19 protein-coding genes are annotated in these 22,037 nt (G+C 68.4%); all 19 read right to left on the bottom strand.

Features of this window, described 5'->3' with window-relative positions:
• Positions 1-30: 30 nt before the first annotated feature.
• The 19 genes from L0984_RS15525 to L0984_RS15435 all read right to left on the bottom strand — a co-directional run bounded on the left by L0984_RS15525 (position 31) and on the right by L0984_RS15435 (position 22,033).
• Positions 31-321 (bottom strand): STAS domain-containing protein, encoded by a 291-nt coding sequence (locus L0984_RS15525; protein ID WP_017759877.1) that lies wholly within the window; start codon positions 319-321, stop codon positions 31-33.
• 13 nt (positions 322-334) lie between these two features.
• Positions 335-988 carry an MlaC/ttg2D family ABC transporter substrate-binding protein gene (locus L0984_RS15520; protein WP_234194531.1) on the bottom strand — a complete coding sequence of 218 codons (654 nt, stop codon included), beginning with the start codon at positions 986-988 and terminating at the stop codon, positions 335-337.
• Between the two features lie 121 nt (positions 989-1,109).
• Entirely contained in the window at positions 1,110-1,898 is a 789-nt protein-coding gene (locus tag L0984_RS15515) for an MlaA family lipoprotein (RefSeq protein WP_234194530.1), read from the bottom strand.
• Entirely contained in the window at positions 1,895-2,401 is a 507-nt protein-coding gene (gene mlaD / locus L0984_RS15510) for an outer membrane lipid asymmetry maintenance protein MlaD (RefSeq protein ID WP_234194529.1), read from the bottom strand. The genes L0984_RS15515 and mlaD overlap by 4 nt, the downstream gene beginning before the upstream one ends.
• Before the next feature lie 9 nt (positions 2,402-2,410).
• Complete coding sequence (gene mlaE / locus L0984_RS15505) at positions 2,411-3,193, bottom strand: lipid asymmetry maintenance ABC transporter permease subunit MlaE (protein WP_234194528.1); 783 nt, start codon at positions 3,191-3,193, stop codon at positions 2,411-2,413.
• On the bottom strand, positions 3,190-4,014 hold the full coding sequence (locus L0984_RS15500; RefSeq protein ID WP_234194527.1) for an ABC transporter ATP-binding protein: 825 nt from the start codon (positions 4,012-4,014) through the stop codon (positions 3,190-3,192). The genes mlaE and L0984_RS15500 overlap by 4 nt, the downstream gene beginning before the upstream one ends.
• 141 nt (positions 4,015-4,155) lie before the next feature.
• Positions 4,156-5,634: a glutamate synthase subunit beta gene (locus L0984_RS15495; RefSeq protein WP_234194526.1), complete on the bottom strand. Its 1,479-nt coding sequence runs from the start codon at positions 5,632-5,634 to the stop codon at positions 4,156-4,158.
• Positions 5,635-5,669: 35 nt separating this feature from the next.
• Complete coding sequence (locus tag L0984_RS15490) at positions 5,670-10,406, bottom strand: glutamate synthase-related protein (RefSeq protein WP_234194525.1); 4,737 nt, start codon at positions 10,404-10,406, stop codon at positions 5,670-5,672.
• Positions 10,407-10,587: 181 nt separating this feature from the next.
• Positions 10,588-11,292, bottom strand: a complete 705-nt coding sequence (locus L0984_RS15485) for a transposase (protein ID WP_234194524.1) — start codon at positions 11,290-11,292, stop codon at positions 10,588-10,590.
• A gap of 2 nt (positions 11,293-11,294) precedes the next feature.
• Positions 11,295-12,215 carry a class I SAM-dependent methyltransferase gene (locus tag L0984_RS15480; protein WP_234194523.1) on the bottom strand — a complete coding sequence of 307 codons (921 nt, stop codon included), beginning with the start codon at positions 12,213-12,215 and terminating at the stop codon, positions 11,295-11,297.
• The gene (locus L0984_RS15475) at positions 12,212-12,778 is read right to left on the bottom strand and encodes a DUF1415 domain-containing protein (RefSeq protein ID WP_234194522.1); all 567 of its coding nucleotides are present in this window, start codon (positions 12,776-12,778) and stop codon (positions 12,212-12,214) included. The genes L0984_RS15480 and L0984_RS15475 overlap by 4 nt, the downstream gene beginning before the upstream one ends.
• A 64-nt stretch (positions 12,779-12,842) precedes the next feature.
• Positions 12,843-14,063 carry an MFS transporter gene (locus L0984_RS15470; protein ID WP_234194521.1) on the bottom strand — a complete coding sequence of 407 codons (1,221 nt, stop codon included), beginning with the start codon at positions 14,061-14,063 and terminating at the stop codon, positions 12,843-12,845.
• Complete coding sequence (locus L0984_RS15465; protein WP_234194520.1) at positions 14,060-15,193, bottom strand: deoxyguanosinetriphosphate triphosphohydrolase; 1,134 nt, start codon at positions 15,191-15,193, stop codon at positions 14,060-14,062. The genes L0984_RS15470 and L0984_RS15465 overlap by 4 nt, the downstream gene beginning before the upstream one ends.
• 25 nt (positions 15,194-15,218) lie before the next feature.
• Positions 15,219-16,331 carry a 3-dehydroquinate synthase gene (aroB, locus tag L0984_RS15460; protein WP_234194519.1) on the bottom strand — a complete coding sequence of 371 codons (1,113 nt, stop codon included), beginning with the start codon at positions 16,329-16,331 and terminating at the stop codon, positions 15,219-15,221.
• A gap of 30 nt (positions 16,332-16,361) precedes the next feature.
• Complete coding sequence (locus L0984_RS15455; RefSeq protein ID WP_370646009.1) at positions 16,362-16,886, bottom strand: shikimate kinase; 525 nt, start codon at positions 16,884-16,886, stop codon at positions 16,362-16,364.
• An 81-nt stretch (positions 16,887-16,967) separates the two neighbouring features.
• Complete coding sequence (locus L0984_RS15450) at positions 16,968-18,398, bottom strand: Ig-like domain-containing protein (RefSeq protein WP_234194518.1); 1,431 nt, start codon at positions 18,396-18,398, stop codon at positions 16,968-16,970.
• 241 nt (positions 18,399-18,639) lie between these two features.
• Entirely contained in the window at positions 18,640-20,814 is a 2,175-nt protein-coding gene (pilQ, locus tag L0984_RS15445) for a type IV pilus secretin PilQ (protein ID WP_234194517.1), read from the bottom strand.
• Positions 20,811-21,356, bottom strand: a complete 546-nt coding sequence (locus tag L0984_RS15440) for a pilus assembly protein PilP (RefSeq protein ID WP_234195026.1) — start codon at positions 21,354-21,356, stop codon at positions 20,811-20,813. Before L0984_RS15440 ends, pilQ begins: the two co-directional genes overlap by 4 nt.
• Positions 21,356-22,033 carry a type 4a pilus biogenesis protein PilO gene (locus tag L0984_RS15435; protein ID WP_234194516.1) on the bottom strand — a complete coding sequence of 226 codons (678 nt, stop codon included), beginning with the start codon at positions 22,031-22,033 and terminating at the stop codon, positions 21,356-21,358. The genes L0984_RS15440 and L0984_RS15435 overlap by 1 nt, the downstream gene beginning before the upstream one ends.
• Positions 22,034-22,037 lie beyond the last annotated feature (4 nt).

The raw sequence follows: 22,037 nt of genomic DNA, 5'->3' as shown, positions 1-22,037 counted from the left end.
GTTCCCCTTGGCCCCGCCCCTGGCGGGAGATCAGGGCGCGGAAGGCAGCAGGCCGGCCACGCCGTAGAGCATGGCCAATTCGCGCAGGCGCGCGGGCAGGCCCTTGACGGCAAAGCCCCGGCCCAGCGCCGCCGCCTCCCGGCGGCATTCGAGCAGCACGGCGATGGCCGAGGAATCGAACTGGTTCAGGGCGCTCGCGTCGACCACGGCCGAGGACCCCGGCTGCGCCGTCAGCCCCTGCTGGAGCATGCGCATGCAGGCCGGTGCCTCGTCGTGCGTCAGACGAGGCGGCAGCATCAGCGTCAGGGCATCGAGCGCCATGCGGTCACCTCGGTCAGCTGCGGGCGTTGGCCTTGTTGCGGGCCGCGAGCGTCGCGATCAGGCCGTCGATGCCCTTGGCGTTGATCTCCTGGGCGAACTGGGTGCGATAGGTATCGACCAGCCAAACGCCCATCACGTTGAAGTTGAAGACCTTCCAGCCATAGCCGTCGCCCGGGGTCTTTTCGAGCCGGTAATCGATCTGCACCGGGTCACCGGAGCCGCCGCGGACCTCTGTGCGCACCAGCACTTCCTTGTCGTCAGGCGAGCCACGGAAGGGCTTGATGGTCACGGTCTGGTCGCTGACCTGGTCCAGGGCGCCGGCGTAGGTGCGCACCAGCAGCGTCTTGAATTCCTGCTGCAGCTGGGTGCGCTGCTCCGGCGTGGCCTGACGCCAAGCGGGGCCCACGGCCGAGGAGGTCATGCGCTGGAAATTCACGTTGGGCATGATCTTGGCGTCCACGAGCGCCATGATCTTCGGGATGTCCCCGGCCTTGATCGACTTGTCGGCCTTGATGGTGTCCAGCACTTCGCTGGACAGCCGCTTGACCAGCGCATCGGGGGCTTCATCGGCGGCCATTGCCGACAGCGAGGCGCTGCCCAGCGCCACGAGGATCGCGCCCATTCCGGCCCAGCGGCCGATGGTGCGTCGTTGGATGGCGAAGTTCATGGTGGGTATCCCTTCTATCGTTGTGTGTGGCGACGCTGCCTGCCCTTTCGAGCGGCTCCGTCCGGCGCGGGTTTCCGTCGAGTCGGCGGCACTTGCAACCAACTGCAAGGGCCCCGCTTGATCACTGGTCGTCGTCTTGACGCGTGCGTCCGTCGTTCACTTCTGCGCGGCGCCGCTGGAGGTAGGCGTCGCGGGAGAAGCTGTACGGGTCGAGTGCCGCGTCCTCCAGGAGACTGGTGGTCCGCAGCAACCGCGCGCGCCGGTCCACCAGCCACAGGCCAGTCAGACTCCAGCGCACCGTCTTGTCGTCGATGGAGGGCACCGGGTCGCCCTGCCAGTCGATGGGCAGCGCGGCGGTGTCGCGTACGGTCGAAGGGCCCAGGAGCGGCAACATCAGGTACGGCCCGGACGGCACGCCCCAGTAGCCCAGCGTCTGGCCGAAGTCCGCGCTGTGCCGCTCGATGCCGAGGTCGGAGGCCACATCCAGGATGCCGCCCAACCCGAACACCGTGTTCACGTTCAGGCGCATGAAGGTCTCGGCACTGTTCTGCGCCTTCAATTGCAGGACGTTGTTGGCGAAATTCCAGATGTCGCCCAGGTTGTTGAAGAAGTTCGTGACACCGCTTCGCACCATCGACGGCAGCACGTCACGGTAGGTGGTGGCCACCGGCTTGAGCACCGCGTCGTCCAAGGCCTTGTTGAAGCGGAACATGCGGCGGTTGAAGGGCTCGAAGGGATCCGCGGGATTGCGCAGGTCGGCAGGCGCCGCGGTCGCGTCCTCAGTGGCCGGCGCAGCAGCCGGCTGCGGCGCCTGGGCCCACGCCAGGCCGCAGCCTGCGAGCGCCATGCCCAGGGCCACGGCGCGCACGCCGCGCCACGGGGCCGCAACGGGGGTTCTTCTCGTCGTCATTTCTTCGCACCCTCTCCGGTCTTGTTGTTGGCATCGCCGGAGGAGCTTCCGTCGGCCGCCTTGCTGTAGAGAAACTGGCTGATCAGGTTTTCGAGCACGACCGCGGACTGGGTCGACGAGATGGTGTCGCCGGCCTGCAGGTTCTTGTCGTCGGCGCCGGCCTCGATGCCGATGTACTGCTCGCCCAGCAGACCGCTGGTGAGGATCTTCAATGAGCTGTCCTTGGGGAAGCGGTAGCGGTCCTGCAGCGCCAGCGTCACGCTGGCCTGGAAGGTCTTGTCGTCGAAGCCGATGGATTCCACGCGCCCCACCACCACGCCGGCGCTCTTGACCGCCGTCTGGGGCTTGAGCCCGCCGATGTTGTCGAAGCGGGCCGTGACCTTGTAGGTCTTCTGGAAATTCAGGCTGAGCAGGTTGGCCGATTGCAGGGCCAGGAAGAGCAGCGCCGCCGCGCCGATGAGCACGAACAGGCCAACCCAGAGATCGCTGCGGGAACGTTGCATTGGTTTACCTCAGAGGCTGAACATCATGGCGGTGAGGAGGAAGTCCAGCCCCAGCACCGCCAGCGAAGCCACCACCACCGTGCGCGTGGTGGCGCGGGAGACACCCTCGGGCGTCGGCTGGGCCTCGAAGCCCTGGAGCAGCGCGACGAAGCTGACGGTGAAGCCGAACACCACGCTCTTGACGATGCCGTTGCCGACATCCTGCAGGACATCCACCCCGCTTTGCATCTGCCCCCAGAAGGCGCCGGAATCCACGCCCAGCATCAGCACGCCCACCACCCAGCCTCCGAGCACGCCCACGGCGCTGAACACGGCGGACAGCAGCGGCAGGGTGATCACGCCCGCCCAGAAGCGTGGCGCCAGCACCCGGCGGACCGGATCGACCGCCATCATCTCCATGGCACTGAGCTGCTCGCCCGCCTTCATCAGGCCGACTTCTGCGGTGAGCGAGGTGCCGGCCCGGCCCGCGAAGAGCAGCGCCGCGACCACCGGGCCCAGCTCGCGCACCAGCGAGAGCGTGACCAGCAGGCCCAGCGCCTCCGAGGCACCGTAGCGCTGCAGGGTGTAGTAGCCCTGCAGCCCCAGCACGAAACCCACGAACAGCCCCGAGACCGCGATGATCGCCAGCGAGTAGTTGCCCAGGAAGTGGATCTGGTCACGCACGAGGCCGAAACGGCGCACGCACGGCCCCAGGTCGGCCACCAGACGCACGAACAGCCGGGCGCCATGGCCCAGATCCGCCAGCTTGCGCCGTGCGGCAAAACCCACGTCGGAGGGATGCCACCACCTCATGGCCGGCCTCCCTGCATGTGGCCGAAATCCTCGTCGACCGTCGGACCGGGATAGTGGAAGCGCACCGGCCCCTCCGCTTCGGCATTGACGAACTGGTGCACCAGCGGATCGGTGCTGGCCCGCACCTCGTCCGGCGTGCCCTGCGCCGCAACCTTGCCGTTGGCCAGGATCACCACGTGATCGGCGATGCGGAAGGTTTCGTCGAGGTCGTGGGAGACGATCACGCTGGTCAGCCCGAGCGTGTCGTTCAGCCGGCGGATCAGTCGGGCGGACGTGCCCAGCGAAATCGGATCGAGCCCGGCGAAGGGCTCGTCGTACATGACCAGTTCGGGGTCGAGCGCGATGGCCCGGGCCAGCGCCACGCGGCGCGCCATGCCACCGGAGACCTCGCTGGGCATCAGCCCCCGGGCCCCGCGCAGGCCCACGGCGTCCAGCTTCATGAGCACGATGTCGCGCACCAGCGGCTCGGGCAGCTGGGTGTGCTCGCGCAGCGGAAAGGCCACGTTATCGAACACCGTCATGTCGGTGAACAGCGCGCCGAACTGGAACAGCATGCCCATGCGGCGCCGGGCGGCATAGAGCGCAGGGGGTGCCATGCGACCCACGTCCTGGCCGTCGAAGCGCACCTCGCCGGCGTTGGCACGCACCTGCCCGCCGATCAGCCGCAGCACCGTCGTCTTGCCGCCGCCCGATGCGCCCATCAGCGCCGTCACGCGCCCGCGGGGCACGGAGAAGGACACGCCATCGAGGATGGCGCGCTCGCCGTAGCCGAAGCGCACGTCACGAAACTCGACGAAAGGAGCGGAATCGACGGGGGACAAGGCCGGGAGGGAGGGTGGGAAGGACGGACAGTCTCAAGAAAACACAAAGCCGGGGCGCCTGTGCGGCATCCCGGCTTGGCGGCGGCCGATGATAAGGGAAAGCACGTAGGCCGGTTTTCGACCTTACGGCTGCCCTTTGGTTCAACGGGGCAGGTCGCTGAAACCCATCAGGAATTCGTCGACGGCCCGTGCCGCCTGGCGGCCTTCGCGGATCGCCCACACCACCAGCGACTGGCCGCGGCGCATGTCGCCTGCCGCGAACACCTTGGGCACATTGGTGGCGTAACCGCCCGTGAAGTCGACCGTGGCCTTGGCGTTGCCGCGCGCATCCTTCTCGACGCCGAAGGCTTCGAGCACCGGCGAGACCGGGCTCACGAAGCCCATGGCCAGCAGCACCAGGTCGGCCTTGTGGATCTTCTCGGTGCCGGGCACTTCGACGAACTTGCCGTCCTTGAACTCCACCTGCGCCGTCTTCAGGCCGGTGACCTTGCCCTTCTCGCCGATGAACTCCTTGGTCGAGATGGCGAACTCGCGCTCGCAGCCTTCCTCATGGCTGGAAGAGGTACGCAGCTTGTACGGCCAGTAGGGCCAGACCAGCGGCTTGTTCTCCTGCTCGGGCGGCATGGGCATCAGTTCGAACTGGGTCACGCTGGCCGCGCCATGGCGGTTGCTGGTGCCCACGCAGTCGGAGCCGGTGTCGCCGCCGCCGATCACGATGACGTGCTTGCCGTCGGCGCGCAGCTGGCCCTTGACCTTGTCGCCGGCGTTCACGCGGTTCTGCTGCGGCAGGAACTCCATCGCGAAATGGATGCCGTCCAGGTCGCGGCCCGGGGCGGGCAGGTCGCGCGACTGCTCGGCGCCGCCGGTCAGCAGCACGGCGTCGAACTCGGCTTGCAGCTGCTCGGGCGTGACGGTCTCCTTGGCCAGGTTGGTGACCTTGGAGCCCTTGCCCAGCGTGTCCTTGGCGGCGCCAACGACCACGCCGGTGCGGAAGACCACGCCTTCGGCCTTCATCTGCTCGACCCGGCGGTCGATGTGCGACTTCTCCATCTTGAAGTCGGGGATGCCGTAGCGCAGCAGGCCGCCGACGCGGTCGTTCTTCTCGAACAGCGTGACGTCGTGGCCGGCGCGGGCCAGCTGCTGGGCGGCCGCCAGGCCGGCCGGGCCGGCGCCGACGACGGCGACCTTCTTGCCGGTCTTGTGCTTGGCCGGGCGGGGCTTGACCCAGCCTTCGGCCCAGGCGCGGTCGATGATCGCGTGCTCGATGGACTTGATGCCGACCGCGTCGTCGTTCACGTTCAGCACGCAGGCCGCCTCGCAGGGCGCGGGGCAGATGCGGCCGGTGAACTCGGGGAAGTTGTTGGTCGAGTCCAGCACCGCGAAGGCGTTCTTCCAGTCCTGGCGGTACACCAGGTCGTTGAAGTCCGGAATGATGTTGTTGACCGGGCAGCCGTTGTTGCAGAAGGGCGTGCCGCAGTCCATGCAGCGCGCGCCCTGCACCTTGGCCTGCTCGTCGTCGAGCGCGACGACGAATTCCTTGTAGTGCTTCAGACGCTCATCGACCGGGCGGTAGCCCTCCTCGAGCCGCTCGAATTCCATGAAGCCGGTGACTTTTCCCATCGTGTGTTCCTCGTTCTGGTTCGTGGCGCGGCGGCTCAGCCGGCTGCGGCGGCGGAGACGGCATGCGGCTCCAGGCCGGCCTTGGCATCGTTGCCGGTGCTGGCCAGCATCATCTTGCGGTCGTGCAGCTCGCCCAGGGCGCGCTTGTATTCGTTCGGGAAGACCTTCACGAACTTCGTGCGCGACAGGGCCCAGTCGTCCAGCAGGTCGCGGGCGCGCTTGCTGCCGGTCCAGCGGTGGTGCTCTTCGAGCAGCTTGCGCAGCTGGGCCTCGTCGGTCTGGGCGTTGTGCCAGAACTTGCGGTCGACGCCGGCGGTCTGCTCGCCGGTGGTCAGCACCTTCTCGAGCGTGACCATGGCCATGTTGCAGCGCGAGGCGAACTGGCCGTCCTCGTCGTAGACGAAGGCGACACCGCCGCTCATGCCGGCCGCGAAGTTGCGGCCCGTCTTGCCCAGCACGACCACCGTGCCGCCGGTCATGTATTCGCAGCCGTGGTCACCCGTGCCTTCGACCACCGCCGTGGCGCCGGACAGGCGCACCGCGAAGCGCTCGCCCGCCACGCCGGCCAGGAAGGCCTCCCCGGTGGTGGCGCCGTACAGCGCGGTGTTGCCCACGATGATGTTGCGCGCCGCCTCGCCGCGGAAGTCCAGGCTGGGGCGCACCACCACGCGGCCGCCCGACAGGCCCTTGCCGGTGTAGTCGTTGGCCTCGCCAATCAGGTACAGCGTGATGCCGCGCGCCAGGAAGGCGCCGAAGGACTGGCCGCCCGTGCCTTCCAGCTGGATGCGGATCGAGTCGTCGGGCAGGCCTTCCGGATGCACCTTGGTCAGCGCGCCGGAGAGCATGGCGCCCACCGAGCGGTTGACGTTGCGCACCGTCTCGATGAACTGCACCTTCTCGCCGCGATCGATGGCCGGGCGCGACTTCTCGATCAGCTTGTTGTCCAGGCTCTTCTCGAGGCCGTGGTCCTGGCTGTCGACATGCAGGCGCGGCACCTCGGCCGGCACCTGCGGCTGGGCGAACAGGCGGCTGAAGTCCAGGCCGCGGGCCTTCCAGTGGGCGATGCCCTTGCGCATGTCGAGCAGGTCGGCGCGGCCGATCAGCTCGTCGAACTTGCGCACGCCCAGCTGGGCCATGATCTGGCGCACTTCCTCGGCGACGAAGAAGAAGTAGTTGACGACGTGCTCGGGCTTGCCGGCGAACTTCTGGCGCAGCACCGGGTCCTGCGTGGCCACGCCCACAGGGCAGGTGTTCAGGTGGCACTTGCGCATCATGATGCAGCCCTCGACCACCAGCGGCGCAGTGGCGAAGCCGAATTCGTCGGCGCCCAGCAGCGCGCCGATGACGACGTCGCGGCCGGTCTTCATCTGGCCGTCGGCCTGCACGCGGATGCGGCCGCGCAGACGGTTGAGCACCAGCGTCTGCTGGGTCTCGGCCAGGCCGATTTCCCACGGGCTGCCGGCATGCTTGATGGACGACCAGGGCGAGGCGCCCGTGCCGCCGTCATGGCCGGCGATCACGACGTGGTCGCTCTTGCACTTGGCCACGCCGGCCGCGATGGTGCCCACGCCCACCTCCGACACCAGCTTGACGCTGATGGAGGCATGCGGCGCCACGTTCTTCAGGTCGTGGATCAGCTGGGCCAGGTCCTCGATGGAGTAGATGTCGTGATGCGGCGGCGGGCTGATCAGGCCCACGCCGGGCACTGAATAGCGCTGCTTGCCGATGTACTCGGTGACCTTGCCGCCGGGCAGCTGGCCGCCTTCGCCGGGCTTGGCGCCCTGGGCCATCTTGATCTGGATCTGGTCGGACGAGGACAGGTACTCGGCCGTCACACCGAAGCGGCCCGAGGCCACCTGCTTGATGCGCGAGCGCAGCGAATCGCCTTCCTTCAGGGGCAGGTCGACCTCGACGTTCTGCGCGCCGATCTCGCTCTTGAGCGTGGCGCCCTGCTTGATCGGGATGCCCTTGAGCTCGTTGCGGTAGCGCGCAGGATCTTCGCCGCCTTCACCGGTGTTGCTCTTGCCGCCGATGCGGTTCATGGCGATCGCCAGCGTCGAGTGGGCCTCGGTGCTGATCGAGCCCAGCGACATGGCGCCGGTGGCGAAGCGCTTGACGATCTCGGCCGCGGACTCCACCTCGTCGACGGGGATGGCCTTGGCGGTGTCGAACTTGAACTCGAACAGACCGCGCAGCGTGAGGTGACGGCGGCTCTGGTCGTTGATGATCTGCGCGTATTCCTTGTAGGTGTTGAAGTTGTTCGCGCGGGTGGAATGCTGCAGCTTGGCGATGGCGTCGGGCGTCCACATGTGGTCTTCGCCGCGGGTGCGCCAGGCGTACTCGCCGCCGGCGTCCAGCATCGACTCCAGCACGGGATCGTCGCCGAAGGCGGCCTTGTGCATGCGGATGGCTTCCTGCGCGATCTCGAACACGCCGATGCCCTCCACGCGGCTGGCGGTGCCGGTGAAGTACTTGGCCACCGTCTCGGTGTTCAGGCCGATGGCCTCGAACAGCTGGGCGCCGCAGTAGCTCATGTACGTGCTCACGCCCATCTTGGACATGATCTTGGACAGGCCCTTGCCGATCGCCTTGACGTAGTTGTAGATGGCCTTCTCGGCCGACAGGTCGACCGGCAGGTCCTGGTGCATCGCAGCCAGGGTCTCCATGGCCAGGTACGGGTGCACGGCCTCGGCGCCGTAGCCGGCCAGCACGGCAAAGTGGTGCACTTCGCGGGCCGAGCCGGTCTCCACCACCAGGCCGGCGCTGGTGCGCACGCCTTCGCGGATCAGGTGCTGGTGGATGGCCGACAGGGCCAGCACCGCCGGGATCGGCAGCTGCTCGGCGGCCACTGCGCGGTCGCTCACGATCAGGATGTTGTGGCCGCCCTTGATGGCGTCCACCGCCTCGGCGCACAGCGAGGCCAGCTTGGCTTCCACGCCCTCCTCGCCCCAGGCGAGCGGATAGGTGATGTCCAGCGTGTAGCTCTTGAACTTGCCCTGCGTGAAGGTGCCGATGTCGCGCAGCTTGGCCATGTCATTGAAGTCGAGCACGGGCTGGCTCACTTCGAGGCGCATGGGCGGGTTGACCTGGTTGATGTCCAGCAGGTTGGGCTTGGGGCCCACGAAGCTGACCAGCGACATGACGATGGCCTCGCGGATCGGGTCGATCGGCGGGTTGGTCACCTGGGCGAACAGCTGCTTGAAGTAGTTGTACAGCGGCTTGTTCTTGCTGGAGAGCACGGCCAGCGGACTGTCGTTGCCCATGGAGCCGATGCCTTCCTCGCCGGCCACGGCCATCGGGCTCATCAGGAACTTGATGTCTTCCTGCGTGTAGCCGAAGGCCTGCTGGCGGTCCAGCAGCGAGACGGCGCTGGCCGGGGCCTCGCCCGCGCCCTCGACGTCGTCGAGCTTGATGCGCAGGTTCTCGATCCACTGCTTGTAGGGCTTGCTGTGCGCGAGGGTGGCCTTGACCTCCTCGTCGTCGATCATGCGGCCCTGGTCGAGGTCGATCAGGAACATCTTGCCGGGCTGCAGGCGCCACTTGCGGATGATCTTGGCCTCTGGGATCGGCAGCACGCCGGCCTCGGAACCCATGATGACCATGTCGTCGTCGGTCACGCAGTAGCGCGCGGGGCGCAGGCCGTTGCGGTCCAGCGTGGCGCCGATCTGCTTGCCGTCGGTGAACACCACGGCGGCCGGGCCGTCCCACGGCTCCAGCATGGCGGCGTGGTACTCATAGAAGGCGCGGCGGCGCGGATCCATGGTGGCATGCTGCTCCCAGGGCTCCGGGATCATCATCATCACGGCCTGGCTGATCGGGTAGCCGGCCATCGTCAGCAGCTCGAGGCAGTTGTCGAAGGTGGCGGTGTCGGACTGGCCGGCGAAGCTGATGGGGTACAGCTTGGCCAGGTCGGCGCCCAGCACGGGCGAGCTCATCACGCCTTCGCGGGCGCGCATCCAGTTGTAGTTGCCCTTGACCGTGTTGATCTCGCCGTTGTGGGCGACGTAGCGGTAGGGGTGGGCCAGCGGCCACTCGGGGAAGGTGTTGGTGGAGAAGCGCTGGTGCACCAGGCCGATGGCCGAGACGCAGCGCGCGTCCTGCAGGTCCAGGTAATAAGTGCCCACCTGGTCGGCCAGCAGCAGGCCCTTGTAGACCACGGTGCGGCTGCTCATGCTCGGAACGTAATATTCCTTGCTGTGCTTCAGGCCCAGGGCCTGGATGTTGGCGCTGGCCGTCTTGCGGATGACGTAGAGCTTGCGCTCCAGCGCGTCCTGCACGATCACGTCGGCGCCACGGCCGATGAAGACCTGGCGCATCACCGGCTCCTTGTCGCGCACGGTGGGCGACATGGGCATCTCGCGGTTGACCGGCACGTCGCGCCAGCCCAGCAGCACCTGGCCTTCGGCCTTGATGGCGCGCTCCATCTCCTGTTCGCAGGCCAGGCGCGAGGCGTGTTCCTTGGGCAGGAAGATCATGCCGACGCCGTATTCGCCGGCCGGTGGCAAGGTGACGCCTTGCTTGGCCATCTCTTCGCGGTAGAGCGCGTCGGGGATCTGGATCAGGATGCCCGCGCCGTCGCCCATCAGCTTGTCGGCGCCGACGGCGCCGCGGTGGTCGATGTTCTCGAGGATCTTCAGCGCCTGGGTGACGATGTCGTGGCGCTTCTCGCCCTTGATGTGGGCCACGAAGCCCACGCCGCAGGCGTCGTGCTCGTTGGCGGTGACGTACAGGCCTTTTTGCTGGAGGTGTTCGATTTCTGCTGCCAGGGTCATGGCACGCTCCTCGGAGATATCGTGGGGAATGCGGGGAGCATAGGGACTTGCACGAAGAATGCCAAACGTTTTAATTGGGGTCAGACTCCATTTCGACGTCGGCCATTTCTTACTGCTCCAGAATTGGGGACAGATCAAAAATCGACGGGAACAAGCGGTCTTACGCGCTGCTTGCGAGGCATCAGCCCCCGCTGAGGCTGGGATCTTTCGGCTTACGCCCCGCACGCCCGACCGCCAGTCGGCGCGGCGTATCGGCCTGCAGTTGCTCGACGAAGGCTGCCTCGCCCGCGGCCCATCCTTTGCGGGTGGCTTCGGTCAGCATGAGCTGTTCAGCGCGCGTCGGCCCCACATGCACCATTTCGGCGTACGCGGCCTCGCGCGCGAAGGGCGTGTTGCCCAGGGCCCAGTACAGCGCATGGGGCGTGAGGAAGCGATCCGTGCGCAGCCCCACGTAATGGCCATGACTGGACCACGCGTAGTCGCGCGCCTGCTCCACCAAGCCCGCCCGCACCGGATGCAGGTCGATGTAGGCCATGCAAGGCAGGAAGTAGCGCTCGGCCTGCAGCACCGTGCCACGGTAGCGGCCTTCCCACAGCGTGCCGCGCCGTCCATGGCGGTCGTTGAAGTGGCGCACATAGCGCCGCCCCACAGCCTGCATCCACAGCGACAGCGCCTCGGCCGTCGGCGGCGTCGCCAGGACGTGGAAATGGTCCTCCAGGATCACGTAGGCATGCAGGGCCACGCCCGCGCGCTGGGCCTGCTCGCCCAGCGTATCCAGCAGCATCTGCCGGTCGGTGGTGTCGACCACCACCGCCTGGTCGTTGTTGCCGCGCTGGATCAGGTGGTGCGGATGACCGGCCAGCGCCAGCCGGGGCTGCCTGGCCATGTTCAGGCCTCGTGCACGGCCTCGGTCGCCGACGCCGCGGGCGGCAGTGCCGGAAAGCGGCGCCCGGCCAGCTCGTCCAGCCCGAACTCGGCCAGCAGCGCACGCAGCCGCTGCGCCGCGCTGGTCTTGCGATGACCGGTGCGGCGGGCCAGGATGAGCTCGTTCTTCATGCTGTGCTCCCAGCCGACCAGTTCGGTCACCGTCACCTGGTAGCCACAGGCTTCCAGGTACAGGCAGCGCAGCACATTGGTGAGCTGGCTGCCGATCTCGCGCGTGTGCAGCGGATGCCGCCACAGCTCGGCCAGCGGCGTGCGCGCCAGCGACAGCGCCTTGTTGTGCCGCAGGCTGGCCGCCACCTCGGCCTGGCAGCAGGGCACCAGCACCATGAAGCGCGCCTGCTTGGCCAGGCCGAAGGCGATGGCGTCGTCGGTGGCGGTGTCGCAGGCATGCAGCGCGGTGACCATGTCGATCTGCGCCGGCAGCTCGGTGGCAGTGGCCGACTCGGCCACCGACAGGGCCAGGAAATGCATGCGCGCAAAGCCCAGCCGGTCGGCCAGCGCCCGCGAGCGCTCGACCAGCTCGGCCCGGGTCTCGATGCCGTAGATGTGCCCGCCGCCTCGGGCCTTGAAGAACAGGTCGTGCAGGATGAAGCCCAGGTAGGACTTGCCGGCGCCGTGATCCGCCACGGTCGCGGCGGCGCCCTCCTCCGGCAGCTCCAGCAGCAGCTTCTCGATGAACTGGTAGAGGTGGTAGACCTGCTTGAGCTTGCGCCGCGAATCCTGGTTGAGCCGGCCCTCGCGGGTCAGGATGTGCAGTTCCTTGAGCAACTCGACCGACTGGCCGGGCCGCAGCTCCTCGGCCAGCGCTGCGTCTGCCACGGCCGGTGCGCCCGCGCGCGGCCCCTTGTCTGCCTGGCGTTTCATGGCCGCCCCCCTGCCCCGGCGCCCACGTCCAGGGCCGCCCAGCCCGCCGCCCCCAGGGTGTCGAGCGTGTCGATGTTGCGCTCGAAGATGTCCGCCGCATCCGGAAAGGCCTCGACCGCGCGGTCGATGCTCGCCTCGCGCAGCAGGTGCAGCGTGGGATGGGGCGAACGGTTGCTGAAGTTGCCCAGCGCGTCCTCGTCCTCGCCGGCGAACTGGAAGCGCGGATGGAAGCTGGCCAGCTGAAGCTCGCCCTCGTGCCCGGCGCGGCGCATCAGGCGCTCGCAGCGGCCGGTGAAATCGTGGAAGTCGTAGAAGTCGTGCAAGGCGTGGGGAACGATCAGCAAGGTGGTGTCGCGGGTGTCGGCCGGTGTCTCGCGCAGCGCCTGTGCCTCGGCCAGCAGGCGCTCGGCCAGCTGGTCCAGGTCGTCGCCGGCATGGACGGCGTAGTGCACCTGGCCCTTGGCCTGCACGGCCTTGGCAAAGGGGCACAGCTGCAGGCCGATGACCGCCCGGTCGACCCAGCGGCGCGTGTCGGCGATGGCCTGGGTGGCATCGATGGTCATGAAGAATTCCTTGGGTGTGCAGGAGCCGCGGCGGGCCCAGCGTCCGCCGATTGTCCCGTCCTTCTCAATCGCCGGCCTGCGTGCGACGCCCCAGCCAGCGGGCCATCTGCATGCCGGCCAGCGAACAGCCGAGTGCGAACACCCAGGTCCAGTGCCAGCCTCCGACGCGCTGGGCCAGCCAGCCCACCACGGGCGGCGCCAGGAACTGGCCGAACGACGAGGCCTGCTGCATCAGCCCCACCGTGGTGGAGGCCGCCTGCGGCACCACGCGCCCCGCCAGCAGGAAGAGCGTGGCGGGGACCATGCCGCCCGCCAGCGAGAACACGCAGACAGCAAGGTAGCGGACGGGCATGGGCAGCGCCCAGACCTGATCGCCGCTGCCGATCTGGGCGAAGGCCAGGGCAGCCATCAGCGCCATCGCCAGAAAACCGCGCATCAGCAGGCGTTGCGGCGCGTGCCCGCGCTGCAGCAGGCGGCCGCCGCTCACGTTGCCGACGATGTTGACGGCGGCCGCCACCGCGGTGAGCAGCGCCGTCCAGGCGGCCGGCATACCGGCCGACGCGTAGATGGTCGGCAGGAAACCGATCACGGCCATCCACTGCGCCGCATAGACGCAGAAGGCGCCCGCCACCAGCCAGGCGTCCGGCTCGCGCAGCGTCAGACCCAGGCGCGACGACCAGCCCGCGCCAGCGGATGCGGCGCGCCCCCCATCGGCCGGCACGGCATGGATCAGCCCCAGCATGGCCATGGCGGACACCAGCGCGGCACCCTGCCACCAGCCCGTCCAGCCCGCGACGTGCAGGAACACGGGCCCCGCCAGCAACGCGAGCGACACCCCCAGGGGCATGTAGGCGCCCCACCAGCCCAGCGCCGCCTTCTCGGTGCCGGTCACCGCCAGCCGCCGCACCAGCGCCGGGCCGGGCATCACCGCCAGCAGAAAGCCCGCCCCTTCCACCACGCGCAGCGCGAGCATGGCCCCGAAGCCGATGCCCATCTGTCCCCAGGCACCCGCCGCCGCCGACGCGCCGGTGAGCAGCCCGAGTCCGATGAGCATGCAGCGCCGCGCGCCCAGGCCGTCGGCCAGCACGCCCGCCAGCAGGCCGAATCCCATGCCCGCGAACTGCAGCACCGACAGCAGGAAGCCGGCCTGAACCAGCGACAGCCCCAGCTCGTCGTGCAGCGCCGGCAACGCAGGCGGCAGCTTGCCCAGATGGATGGCGGCGCTCACACCACCAAAAACCACGAAGAAGGCGGCGTGGCGGGACACGGGCGTGGCCGTGCTCATTCGTCCGTCCACGGCCGGCCCGTCAGCCGCTCGTGTTCGCGCACGGCGAAGCGATCGGTCATGCCGGCGATGTAGTCGGCCACGGCACGGCGGCGGTCGGGGCGCCGCGCGTGCCGCTCGGGCAGGCTCAGGTCGCCCTGCACATAGGCCGCGAACAGGTCGCGCACCACGTCCTGCGCCCGCCCCGTCGTGCGGGTGACCTGCGGATGGCGGTACAGGTTGGCAAAGAGAAAGCGCTTGAGTGCCACCGACTGGCCGCGCATGTCCTCGCTGAAGCGCACCAGCGGCGGCAGCCGGCGCACCGCCTCCGCATCCCGCGGGTCGGCCTGCGCGAGCGCGGCGCGCGTGGTGTCGATCAGGTCGTAGACCTGCTCGCTCAGCATGCGGCGGATGGCCTCGTAGAGCAGGCGGCGGTCGTCCAGCGCCGGGTGCTCGGCCAGCGTCTGGCGGCGGTGGCGCTCGAACAGCGGCACCTCCTGCAGCGCCTCCAGCCGCAACAGCCCCGAGCGCACGCCATCGTCGATGTCGTGGGCGTTGTAGGCGATCTCGTCGGCCAGGTTGGTGAGCTGCGCCTCGAGGCCGGGCTGCGTGCCATCGAGGAAACGCCGTGCGATGCCGCCCGGCTCCTGCGCCTCCAGCCGCTCGGCATTGGCGCGCGAGCAGTGCTTGAGGATGCCCTCGCGCGTCTCGAAGCAGAGGTTCAGGCCGTCGAAGCCGGGGTAGCGGTGCTCCAGCGCGTCGACCACGCGCAGGCTCTGCAGGTTGTGCTCGAAGCCACCGTGCTCGGCCATGCAGCCGTTGAGCGCATCCTGCCCCGCGTGGCCGAACGGCGTGTGGCCCAGGTCGTGCGCCAGGGCGATGGCCTCGACCAGATCCTCGTTGAGCCCCAGGGATCGCGCCACCGAGCGGCCGAGCTGCGCCACCTCCAGCGAATGCGTGAGCCGGGTGCGGAACAGGTCGCCCTCGTGGTTGAGGAAGACCTGCGTCTTGTAGACCAGTCGGCGGAAGGCCGTCGAATGGACGATGCGGTCGCGGTCGCGCTGGAAGTCGTCGCGCGTGGGCGCGGGCGGCTCGGCGAAGCGGCGTCCGCGGCTGCGGGCGGGGTCGCTGGCCCAAGCCGGCGCGCTCATCGCCATGCCCTGCCGGCGCGCACGCTCAGGCCGCCACGCATTCGGCCAGCACCTCGCGCACCAGGGCATCGGGCGCCGGGCGCATCACGGCGCTGCCGGGCCGGTCGATGACCACGAAGCGGATCTCGCCGGCCTCGGCCTTCTTGTCCACGCGCATCAGGTCGAGGTAGCGCTGCGCGCCCAGCGCCGGCGCCACGACCGGCAGGCCGGCGCGGCGCACCAGCGCGGTCAGCCGCTCGACGAAGGCCTTGTCCACGCCGCCGAGCTTCTGCGACAGGTGGGCCGCCATCACCATGCCGCAGCCCACCGCCTCGCCATGCAACCATTCGCCATAGCCCAGGCCGGATTCGATGGCATGGCCGAAGGTGTGGCCGAAGTTGAGGATGGCGCGCAGGCCCGACTCGCGCTCGTCCTGGCCCACCACGGCCGCCTTGATCTCGCAGCTGCGGCGCACCGCATGGGCCAGGGCGGCAGGTTCGCGCGCCACCAGTGTGTCGATGTTCGCCTCGATCCAGTCGAAGAAGGCCATGTCGTAGATGGGCCCGTACTTGATGATCTCGGCCAGCCCCGCCGATACCTCGCGCGGCGGCAATGTGCGCAGCGTTTCCAGGTCGCAGACCACCAGTTGCGGCTGGTAGAAGGCGCCGATCATGTTCTTGCCCAGCGGATGGTTGATGGCCGTCTTGCCGCCCACCGACGAATCGACCTGCGCCAGCAGCGTGGTCGGCACCTGCACGAAGGGCACGCCGCGCATGTAGCAGGCGGCGGCGAAGCCGGTCATGTCGCCCACCACGCCGCCGCCCAGCGCGAACAGCACCGTGCGGCGGTCGCAATGGGCGGCCAGCAGTGCGTCGAAGATGGTCTGCAGCGTCTCCCAGTTCTTGTGCGACTCGCCATCGGGCAGCTCGACCACGCGCACCGTGGCGAAGCGGCCGGCCAGCGTGTCGCGCAGTTGCTGCGCATAGAGCGGCGCGACGGTGGTGTTGGTCACGATCACGGCGGTCGATGCCGCCGGCAGCGCGGCATAGGTGGCGGGCTCGGCCAGCAGGCCGGCGCCGATCAGGATGGGGTAGCTGCGCTCGCCAAGGTCGATGCGGACTTGCTCGACGGCCGGCGCAAGGGAGGGGGTAGCGGCCATGACCCGAGTTTAGAGGGCGGCCTCTGTCCTTCAGCCTTGGGAGGCTGCTTGCAGCTGCCGCTGGACGTCCGTCACCACGGCACCGACCGAGGCACGGCCGGTCTCGACGACGACATGGGCCACCTCGCGGTAGAGCCCGTCGCGCGCCGCGTAAAGCTCGCGCAGGCGGGCCAGCGGATCGGCCACCTGCAGCAGCGGGCGCTTGGTGTCGTGGCGCAGGCGGCGGTACAGGTCCTCGGGCGCCGCATGCAGGTAGACGACTCGGAAGGACTGTTGCAGGCAGGCGCGGTTGGCCGGCCGGATGACGATGCCGCCCCCCGTGGCCACGACGCCGGCGCCCTGCGCGCCCAGCTCGGCGAGCACCTGCTCTTCGAGCTGACGGAAGGCGGCCTCGCCCTCGCGTTCGAAGTACTCGCGGATCGAGCAGCCGATGCGCTGCTCGATGACCACGTCGCTGTCGGCAAAGGCACGCTGCAGGCGGCGGCCGAGTTCCTTGCCCACCGCCGACTTGCCGGCGCCGGGCATGCCGACCAGGGCGATGGAAGAAATGGACACGCTTGAGACAAAACGGACGGCCTTGGAAGAGGCCGTCCGCGCGACAAAAAAGGGTCAGCAGTCTAACAAGACGCACCAGCCTCAAGGCACGGTGGTGATCGTCAACGTGCTGACTTGCTTGACGCCGTTAGGCGAGGTGAAAGTCACATCGACGAAGGCCGTGCCCGCGGCACAAGCACTCGCACTGGGCGTGAATTGCAGATCGACGCGGCTGCGTTGCCGCGGGATGGCCACCAGATCATCGATCGTCGCCGGCGAGTTCAGGGCTACCGCCAGATCAGTGCTCGAAGACCGCACCGTCACCGAACTGCCCGAGGGTGCCGGAAAGGCCGACGGCGTGCCGGCAAACAGCGAGACCACCTGCGCAACCCCGCACTTGCCGCTGCCGAGGCTGAGCGCACCGATCTGCGCCGCGCCGCTGGAAGGACCGTCATAAAGCGCAATCCTTGCAACGTCGTCGGCCGTGAATTGCACCGACTTGCTGATCGACGTGCTCGATCCCACCCGCGTCGAAGCGGTCACGGTGACATATTGACCGTCGGCCGGCCGCGGATCCTGCACGACCAGATCCACGCTGCAGGCACCGCCGCTCGTCACGCACCCGCCGCGCGAGGAGCTGCCGACCGCGAGAAAGTCGGAAGTGAAAACCACCGGCACGCCATCGGACACCGGATTGCCGTTGGCATCCACGATCCGCACCGTGATCGTGCTCTTGTCGCCAGAGAAGCGGGAATCGAGGTTGTACTTCGTGGCCGCCAGATCGAAGCCGGCCTGCGTGGCGGTGCCCGTCGTGACGGTAAGCTGGTCGGACTGGGTGGAAATGGAGCGGCCATTGACGGTCGCCACCACGATGGCCACCGTCGCCGTGGTGCCGGAGGAAACCGTCGTGAGCACCACGCCATCGGAATCACTGGTGGCACTGACGATGTTCAGCGTCACTTCGGGATTGACCGAGAAATTGACCACGACGCCCTGGAGCGGCGAGTTGTTCTTGTCCACTACCCGGAAACGCAGCGTGGCGGATTCGGAGCGGCCGTTGCCACCGGCACCCTTGATCACGATCGACTTGTCCGCCGGGTTCGCATCCAGGAAGTTCAGCGCTGCCGCCATGGCCTGCGGGTCGGTCGTCGACGTGGTCGGTGCGCTTGAGACAGCGATGGACTTCTGACCGGTCACGGTAGCGCCGCCGACGGTGGCAGTGGCCGTCAGCGTGGTGGCACCCAGGGACGTCGTGGACGCAGCCCGAACCTCGACCACAGCACGGCCGGAACCATCGGTGAGTGCCGTCGCCGCGGCTGGAGAGATGGTCAACAGGCTGCCCCCGGTCTCCGCGAACTTCACGATCACCCCGCTGGCCGGCTGCCCCTTGGCGTCCTTGATGACCGCGACGCCCTGCCCGATCTCCAGGGCCGAAATGGAGGTGGTGGAGGCGCCAGAACCACCCAGGACGTCGAGCGTGGCCGTCGCGGTCGCGGGCGTGGGAGTGGGCGTGGTCGTACCGCCGCCCGACACGGGCGCGGGCGTACTCGGGGAGGAACCTCCTCCCCAGGCGGCCGGCAGCGCAAATCCGCCACCCCCACCGCCGCCGCCTCCACCGCCGCAACCACTTGTCGCCATCGCGATTGCGGCCAGACCCGCCCAGAGCGCGGACCGAAGACTCTTCATTCCCATTAACGATTCCCCTCTACAGAATTCTTGTGGCCCCTCAGCGGCCGTCGCGCCGCTCGGCACGAATGCGCGGCGTGCCAAGCCCTCAGCGCGCGGCGTTGCGGTCGGTGATCATCTTCGGCGTGATGAACACCAGCATCTCGGTCTTGTTCGACACGCGATCACGCTTGCGGAACAGGGCACCGACCACCGGCACCTCGCCCAGCACCGGGATGCGCGACTCGTCGTTGGTCTCGGTCAGCTCGAAGATGCCGCCGATCACCACCGTGCCGCCGTTCTCGACCAGCACTTCGGTCTGCACATGCTTGGTGTTGATGGCGGGGCCGGCCGAGGTGTTCACGCCGCGGGAGTCCTTGTTCACGTCCAGCGTCAGGATGATGTTGCCCTCGGGCGTGATCTGCGGCGTCACCTCGAGCTTCAGCACCGCCTTGCGGAAGGAGATCGAGGTCGCGCCGCTGGAGGTGGCCTGTTGGTAGGGAATCTCTTCGCCCTGCTCGATCAGCGCCTTGGTCTGGTCGGCGGTGATGACGCGCGGGCTGGAGATCACGCGGCCCTTGCCATCGGCCTCCAGCGCCGAGATCTCCAGGTTCAGCATGCGGGAGAAGCTGGAGTTGAACAGCGCCAGCGTGAACGCACCCGCCGCGTTGCCCGTGCCGCCGGCATCGCCGGCCGGCAGGTTGACGAAATTGCTGAGCGATGCCGAGCCGAAGCTCAGCGTGGGGCTGGTGTAGTTGGATGTGGTGGTGGTGACCCCGCCCGTGGTCGTGCTCGTGGAGCTCGAGCTGCCGCCGGACAGCGAGGGATAGGTGCCGAAGGAGCTGCGGCTGTTGATGGCGCTGCCACCCAGGCGCGCACCCAGCGACTTGCCGAAGGTGTCGGTGGCCTCGACGATGCGCGCCTCGATCATCACCTGGCGCACGGGCACGTCCAGCTTCTGGATCAGCTCGGCCACCTGGGCCAGCTTGGACGGCACGTCCGAGACGAACAGCTGGTTGGTGCGCGATTCGGCGATCACGCTGCCGCGGGCGCTCAGGATGCGCGTGGCAGTCCCCGTGCCGCCACCGCCGCCGGCGGCCGTGCCAGTGCCGGTCAGGCCCTGGGCGATGACGACCGCCTTGGTGTAGTTGAGCTGGAAGGACTGGGTGCGCAGCGGCTCCAGGTTCTCGATGGCCGCCTTGGCCTCGTATTCCATCTTCTCCTTGGCGTTGATCTCGTCCTTGGGCGCGATCCACAGCACCGAGCCGTTCTTGCGCATGCCCAGGTTCTTGGCCTGCATGATGATGTCCAGCGCCTGGTCCCAGGGCACATCCTTCAGGCGCAGCGTCAGCGAGCCGGTCACCGAGTCGGAGGTGACGATGTTGAAGTTGGTGAAGTCCGCGATCACCTGCAGCAGCGAGCGGATCTCGATGTTCTGGAAGTTCAGCGACAGCTTCTCGCCGGTGTAGCCCACGCCCTGGGTCAGCTTGGTCGGGTCGACCTTGCGGGCGCGCACCTCGACCACGAACTGGTTGTCGCTCTGGTAGGCGCTGTGCTCGTAGTCGCCACGCGCGTCGATGGTCAGGCGCACGCGATCGCCCACCTGCTGGGCGTTGACGAACTGCACCGGCGTGTTGAAGTCCGTCACGTCCAGCCGTCGGCGCAGGCCTTCGGGCAGGGTCGACTTGGTGAATTCGGCCACCAGCGCGCGGCCTTGCTGGCGCACGTCCACGCCGACCTGGTTGTTGGCGAGTTCGACGATCACGCGACCCGTGTTGTCCGGGCCCAGGCGGAAGTCGATGTCGCGCAGCGGCTGGCTGTCGCGGTTGAAGTTCTCGGAAAAGGACTGCTGGGCCGGCGCGGCCAGCGCCTGGCCGGGCGCGGGGCTGAGCACCACGAGCAGCGAACTCCCCTGGATGTCCGTGCGATAGGCCGTGGCCTGCTTCAGGTTGAGCACCAGCCGCGTGCGATCGGCCGCCTGCACCACGTTCACCGACCGCAGGTTGCCCTGGTTCACGTCGACGGAAGACCGGCCCAGGGCATTGGTGGTGGCCGGAAAGTCCAGCGCGATGCGCGCCGGGTTCTGGACGGTGAAACCGGTGGGCGGCGCGGCCAGCGGCCGGGCGAAGTCGATGCGCACGACCTCCGAGCCCGACTGCACCGAGCCCGTCACGGCCTGGATCGCGTTCTGCGCCTGCGCCAGCGCCATGCTTCCCAGGCAGAGCATCGCCATGCCCGCGCGCCGCAGCCAACCCAGTGCGGGAGTGCTGACCAATGACTTCATTTCGACCTCTCTTGCAGCTGCAGCGTCGCCGTGCGCTCGATCCATTCACCCGCGGCGTCCTGCACGATCTCGCGCAAGGCCAGCTCCGTCTCGTCGATGCGCATCACGCGCCCGTAGTTCTGTCCAAGGTGGTTGCCCACCCGCACCTGGTAGAGCAGCTTGTCCACCATCACCAGCGCCACCTGCTGGCCTCCGCGCTTGAGGCTGCCCACCATGGCCATCGAATCCAGCGGATAGGCCTCCAGGGGCTCCTTGGGCCGGTTGAGTTCGGGCGCGATCAGGTCCGAGCGCACGGCAGGGCTCGTGCTGTCCCGTCGCAGGGCCTGCAGCAGCCGCTGGTTGTCGAAGGGCTCGACGGCGCCGGTTTCGGTGTAGGCCTGGGGCACGAACTTCTTCGGCTCGGAAATCTGCTCGATGCGCGGCTTGGCGTTGGCGCGTTCCTGGCGCATCCACTCCACCAGGTCGTCCTGATCGGATCCCAGGCAGCCGGTGAGCAGGATGGCTGCCGAACAGGCCAGCAGCAGGAGGCCGGTCTTCTTCATCATTTCTTGGCCTGGGCGGCGGACGCCTTGCGCTGCGCGGCCTGCTCGTCGGCATCCAGGTAGCGGTAGGTGCGGGCGGTGGCGTCCATGGTCAAGCCGCCGCCGTCCTTCTGGGGCACGATGGACAGGTTGTTGAGCGTCACGATGCGCGACAGGTTGGCAATGTCGGCAGCGAAGGCACCCATGTCGTGGTAGCGCCCCGTGACGCGCACGGCGATCGGCAGCTCGGCGTAGTAGTCGCGCACCTCGACCTGGCCCGGGCGGAAGAGCTCGAACTGCAGGCTGCGGCCCAGGCCGGCCTGGTTGATGTCGGACAGCAAGGCATCCATCTCGGCCTTGCTGGGCAGTTGCTTCTCGAGCACGAGCACGTACTGCTGCACCTGCTCGCGCTGCTTCTTCAGCTGCTCGAGGTTGACGGCCCGCGCCACCTTGGTCCGGTAGTCCTCGCGCAGCGACTGCTCGCGGCCGAGGTCGGCCTGGTACTCCTCGTCCACGCCCCCCAGCCAGACGAACCACAGCACCACCACCACCGCCGCCGCGATGACGGCGCACAGGGCGTAGCGCGGCACGGCCGGCCAGCGGGACGGATCGTTGGGATCGAGACCGCGGAACTGCCGCGCGGCCGCACGCAATGCGGCACTCACATCCGCGCGTGGCAATGAAATGCGCGACGCCATCTCC

It is taken from the genome of Pseudacidovorax sp. NFM-22, assembly GCF_021401245.1.
GTDB lineage: Bacteria > Pseudomonadota > Gammaproteobacteria > Burkholderiales > Burkholderiaceae_C > Xenophilus.
Note: the sequence above shows the minus strand (reverse complement) of the source record. Positions and strands in the feature narration are given on the sequence as shown.